This window comes from Desulfurella sp. (assembly GCF_023256235.1).
Lineage (GTDB): Bacteria > Campylobacterota_A > Desulfurellia > Desulfurellales > Desulfurellaceae > Desulfurella.
Window position 1 is genome coordinate 1 of sequence record NZ_JAGDWY010000077.1, and the last position, 5,917, is coordinate 5,917.

Here is a 5,917-nt window from a genome sequence, read left to right on the forward strand (position 1 = left end):
AAATAAAGGCAACTTAAAACAAGCAATAGAAGAATTTAAAAAATCAAAAAACTATCTATTTTTAGCTTATATAAACATTGCAAAAATCTATCAGATGCAAAAAAACGAGCAAATGGCATACGAATATATTAAAAAAGCCAATGACTACCTTCATTCTACTTTTTCAAATCCAAATGAGTATATAGACTCATACATGTACCTTTTTAGCTATTACATGCAAAACAAACATTTAAATGAAGCTAAAAATTTGCTAAAAGAACTTCAAAATGCCAATGTGAAAAGTCACGAAGTCGATATAATGGATGTTTACTATGATTTTTTAACACAAAAAGATACAGAAAGTAAAAATGTGTTGGATAAAATTAATCAAATGTTAAGAAAAGGTCATAAGGACAAACTCTTGTATGAAATGTTAGGCTATATTTACGCAAAAGAAAATAACTATCCAAAAGCTATAAAGTATTTTTCGAAAGTTGGTGATTCCAGGGTGGCTGAGCGTAATATGGCTTTTTTACAATTTGCACAAAACAATTTAGAAAATGCACTTAACTATGCAATAGAAAGTTTAAATAAAAAACAAGATCCTAAACTGGCCTATTTTGCATATTTACTTGCTTTAAAAAGTAATAATATGCAAACTGCGTACAACCTTATATCCAATATAAACACACAAAATGCACTAAATAATTTTTCTATTGTGCCAATTCCAGATAAACAAGAACTTTTGAAACAAATTAATTTTAAAGATTGCAGGATTATTTGTGCTTTACAGTCACTGATTATTATGCAATCAATTGATCCTATCCACTATAGCGCTAATCTTGCTTCAAATATTGACCTTGGTAATATCTATTTAAGTTTTGGTTTGATGAATGAGGCAAAAGAATCTTATCTTAGTGCCATAGGTGAGAGTTACAGTTTAAATCAGGCAAACAAAGCTTATGCATATTTTAAAGAAAATAATCTTCAACAGGCTTTAAATTATTATCAAAAGGCTTACCAAAGCAATCCCTCAAATCCCATATTGTACTATAATTTAGCTTTAATGTACGAAAAAAACTATAATTTTGATAAAGCAAAACAAATGTTTAGCGTGTTAATAAATAGATACCCCAATTTTCCTCTGCCGTATTTTAATATGGCTTTGATAGATTTTACTCAGGGCTCTACGCAAACAGCAAAAAATTACTTAAACCAATTTTTTACAAAGCAATCAAGTCTTGGTAGCAAACCAAAAAGCGTACTTGTATGCAATGATTATGCTTTAAGTTTGGTTAATAAGCTTAAAGAACCAAAAAATATCAGTGTAGAAGATTTTGTTTTGTTAAAAGCAATATCGGATGGAAGATTTGATTATTTAAAACTTGAAAAAAAATATTTAGATGATAAATTACACTTAAATATGAAAAATTTTAATATGATAGATATTATTGAAGTATTGAGAAACTTTAACCCTGATTTGAATAGAATTATGGCTGATTTATACTTAATTGAAAATAAGCCAGAAAAAGCAATCAGGACTTTTACAAATATTAACGATTATAATGCTCAAGATTACTATAAAATGGCATTATGTTACTTATTTCTTGGCTATAAAAATCAAGCAGATGATTATCTGACAAAATCTATACTTCTAAATAAAAATACCAAAGATAGCAATATAAATCCTTTGTTTGCAAAACTTATTATTCAAATTATGAATAAAAATCTTAATGGTATGCAAGATTTAACAAAAAAAGTCAACTCTAATAAAGGTTTGTTATCTTTTGATATAGAGGTTAAAAAATGAAAAAAGTATTACTAATTGTTTTTTTGATTTTCTTTCTGGTTTTTATAGCTTTTACTTCTTTTGTAGTTTCATTATACATTGATACAAATAAAGACTTTCAAACACTTATGAGCGGTAGTTTTTTTCCTGTACCTACTACCGTTTATGACTCTTCAGGCAAAAAAATAGCTATTTTTGGCGCCCAGCGCAGGCAAGTTGTAAGTTTTGATCAAATTTCCAATAATATGAAAAAAGCTATACTTGCAGCAGAAGATGCCAGATTTTACGAACATGGCCCAATTAGTTTTAGGGCTATTGGCAGGGCTTTGGTTGAAGATATAATACATGGGCGTATTGTACAAGGTGGAAGTACCATTACCCAACAGCTTGTTAAAAATCTTTACCTCACACCATCAAAAACCATATACAGGAAGTTGAAAGAAGCGGTATTAGCTTATAAAATTGCTAATCATTTAACAAAAAATGAGATTCTAGCTTTATATCTTAATACTGTATATTTTGGAAATGGCGCATACGGTATAGAATCTGCAAGTGAAATTTATTTTGATAAGCACGCAAGTGATTTAACTATTGCAGAATCAGCTATGCTTGCTGGACTTGTTCAGGCTCCAAATGCCTACAATCCATATTACCATCCAGAATTAGCTGCAAAGCGCACCATTTATGTTTTAAACAACATGCTTGAAAACCATTTTATAACAAAACAGCAATATTTAGAGGCAGTAAACTCAAAAATTGTTTTGGCCCACCAAAGCGAGATGACACGCTATGGCTACAATCCAAAAGCTGCTTATTTTATAGAATATATAAGACTTTGGCTTTTAAATAAGTATGGGGAAGATGTTGTAAATAAAGGCGGATTGAAAGTTTATACCACCCTTGATATGAATATGCAGCGCGACGCATATAATGCAGTAAGAAATGGTATACTAAGGTTGTCTGGCGGCAAATACAATGGTCTTGAGTCTGCTTTGATTTCGATTGATCCAAAAAATGGTTATGTAAAGGCTTTAGTGGGTGGGTTTGATTACCAGATTAGCCAGTATAATAGAGCAATTCAAGCAAAAAGACAACCTGGGAGTGCTTTTAAGCCTATAGTTTATCTAACTGCACTTGAACAAGGTTGGAAACCCACAGATACTATTGCTGATGAGCCTATAGAGTTTAAAACAGGCAACAAAATTTGGAGACCAGAAAACTATTCCCATACATTTCATGGTCAGGTTACACTACAATATGCTTTAGCACATTCTGTCAATGTAGCTACTATTAATTTGCTTTCAAAAGTAGGCGTTGAAAATGTTATTGCCAATGCGAGAAAACTAGGTATAACAGAACATATACCAGATAACTTAACTATTGCTTTGGGGTCATTTTCTACAACTTTAGCACAACTAACAAGAGCATACTGCGCATTTGATAATATGGGGTATTTGCCAAAATTAATATTCATAACAAAAATTGTTGATAAAAATGGAAATGTAATTTACGAAGACAAACCTGAATTAAAAAATGTATTTCCTCAAGATGTTGGTTATGTGCTTGTAAAAATGATGCAAGATGTAATAAAAGAAGGTACAGGTGTAGCTGCACAAGCACTTGGAAGGCCAGCTGCAGGTAAAACTGGTACAACAAATGAATCGCGGGATAACTGGTTTATTGGTTTTACGCCACAACTAGTAACAGGTGTTTGGGTAGGTTATGATGATAACCGCTCGTGCGGACCCACTGCAGTAGGTGCTACAATGGCTTTGCCTATATGGCTAAATTATATGCAAAATGCATTGGCTGGAAAACCTGTGGAAAACTGGCAGCCACCTTCTAATTTACCTGCATGGGCTCAAGCGCTATATTTAAATCAGAATGTTACAAATGCCACAAACTCTACTAATGAAACGCTAACAAATGCCACAAACGCAACAAATTATTAACACAGGTACTCAAAAGCGCATTGATTCATATCTGGCAGAAATTTTGGATATACCAAGAAATCAAATACAAAAATGGATTGAAAAAGGTAAAGTATGCGTAAATGGCAAGGTTGTAAGCAAAAATTATAAGCTTAAAGGCGAAGAAAAAATTTCTTTTGAGCCAATTGAGTTTGAAAAACCAAACCTCAAAATTGCAGATTGTGATATTAAAATATTATATGAAGATGATTTTTTAGTTGTTGTAGATAAGCCTGCGGGTGTTGTGGTGCACCCTGGTGCTGGAAGCGAACATAAAAGTGTGGTTGGTGCTTTACTTTTTAGAGGAATAAAGTTATCAGATATAGGTGCTCCACTAAGACCTGGTGTTGTTCACCGCATAGACAAAGATACAAGTGGTGTTATAGTTTTGGCAAAAGACAACAACACGCATTTTAAACTTGCAAATCAATTTGCTCTGCATATATCAAAACGCTATTATATAGGCATATGCGAGGGTCACATAAAAGATAGTTTTGGAACAATTAAAACACAAATTGGCCGCCACCCCATAAAACGCAAACAGTTTGCAGTTGTACAGGGAAAACTTGCAGTTACGCACTACAAAGTAATTATGCGCCTAAAAGATATGGATATTGTACGCTTCGAATTAGAAACAGGAAGAACTCACCAGATACGTGTGCATATGCAGTATTTAAATCATCCGCTTGTTGGGGATAGTGTTTACTCAAAATCATCTAAACTTATACAGAGACATGCGCTTCATGCATTTTACCTGGGATTTTTCCATCCTAATTCAAATAAGTTTTTAAAATTTTATTCAAAACTTCCAAAAGATATGATAGAATTAATTGGTTAATCATATACTTGCATTTTTAAAAAAGATAGACTAAATTTAGAAAATGAAAAATGGTCCATTTGTAAAATCAAAGAGCCAAAAAGGCATTTTTGAAATGTTGCTTGCAACATTTATATGGGGTTCAATACCAATTTTTTCAATCTGGTGTAATTTGCCAAGTCCAATTTTTGTATTTTTTAGAGTGTTTTTTGCTATTCCTTTGGTTTTGTTTTACTCAATTAAAAAGCTGGGCAAAGACGAATTTTTTAGAATCAAACCCTTTGCTCCATTATTTTTATCTGGCATAGCACTTGCTTTAAACTGGATTTTGTTTTTCTGGGCAATCAGTCTAACAAGTATTGCAAATGCTGTAGTATTGTACTATCTGGGCCCAATATTTACAATTTTACTTGCAATATTATTTTTAAAAGAAAATTTTACATTTAATATTGGTTTATCTGTATTTTTGGCTCTTGGCGGTATGTGTTTGATTTTTGCAAACAACAGTTTAAGTTTTCATTTAAATGAAGTTTCAGGTTTAATAATAGCATTTTTTAGTGGTTTGTGTTTTGGAATTTTAGGTTTTTTTTCAAAAATGGCTGTAATGCACCATAGTGCGATAAAACTTACATCCTATCAAATTATAATATCTGTTGTTTTGCTTGTGCCATTTTTATTTTTTATTCATTTTAAACTTGATGGGCGAATTTTAGGATTACTTTTAATAACCGGTATTATTCATACTGCTTTGGCGCTTTTTTTGTGGTATGATAGTTTTAATTATTTAAATGTTATTACTGTATCAATATTTGCTTATCTTGATCCACTATTTGCAATTTTACTTGGAGCTATTTTTTTAAAACAAATACCTACCTTGTTTCAGATAATAGGCGCTTGCTTAATTATTGTTGCTGGCTTTTTGGTTAGTGCTTTACATCCAAAGCTTCTTTTTAAAAGAAAGTATTGACAATTTTTACACTATGCTTTATAAAAGCTTTCAAGCGCCAGCGTAGCTCAGGGGTAGAGCAACTGATTCGTAATCAGTAGGCCGGAGGTTCAAATCCTCTCGCTGGCTCCATTAAAAAGTCTGTTATCAAGCTATTAAACTCTATTTCCAGGCAAAAATATAGGCATCAAAAATCTTTTGTAAATAAACTAATTAGATGACTAAAATTTATTTAACTTATACCCTAATTCCCCACCAATTATAACTATGCTTCTATATTTATCTTTAAAGCCTCTAATATTTATCTTTGTTTCTTTGTTATTTCTGTTAGCAGGTGTCCGTTATGTTTTAGAGAAAAGTCAAGAAAAAATAACAAAAATGCTTTAAAAAAAGAATTATTAAGATGAGTAGTTAAT

Annotated in this window: 4 protein-coding genes and 1 tRNA gene; all 5 read left to right on the forward strand. The window is 31.6% G+C overall.

Annotation, left to right across the window (positions count from 1 at the left end):
* Window positions 1–1,789 (forward strand): tetratricopeptide repeat protein (locus Q0C22_RS08410; protein ID WP_291493718.1); only part of this gene is annotated, 1,789 nt, incomplete at its 5' end.
* The gene (locus tag Q0C22_RS08415) at window positions 1,786–3,720 is read left to right on the forward strand and encodes a penicillin-binding protein 1A (RefSeq protein ID WP_291493720.1); all 1,935 of its coding nucleotides are present in this window, start codon (window positions 1,786–1,788) and stop codon (window positions 3,718–3,720) included. The genes Q0C22_RS08410 and Q0C22_RS08415, both read left to right, overlap by 4 nt.
* Window positions 3,695–4,576, forward strand: coding sequence for an RluA family pseudouridine synthase (locus Q0C22_RS08420; protein WP_287006652.1), 882 nt, complete (start codon window positions 3,695–3,697; stop codon window positions 4,574–4,576). The genes Q0C22_RS08415 and Q0C22_RS08420 overlap by 26 nt, the downstream gene beginning before the upstream one ends.
* A 43-nt stretch (window positions 4,577–4,619) precedes the next feature.
* Window positions 4,620–5,522 carry a DMT family transporter gene (locus tag Q0C22_RS08425; RefSeq protein ID WP_291493724.1) on the forward strand — a complete coding sequence of 301 codons (903 nt, stop codon included), beginning with the start codon at window positions 4,620–4,622 and terminating at the stop codon, window positions 5,520–5,522.
* Window positions 5,523–5,558: 36 nt separating this feature from the next.
* Window positions 5,559–5,633, forward strand: a tRNA-Thr gene (locus Q0C22_RS08430).
* Window positions 5,634–5,917: the final 284 nt, after the last annotated feature.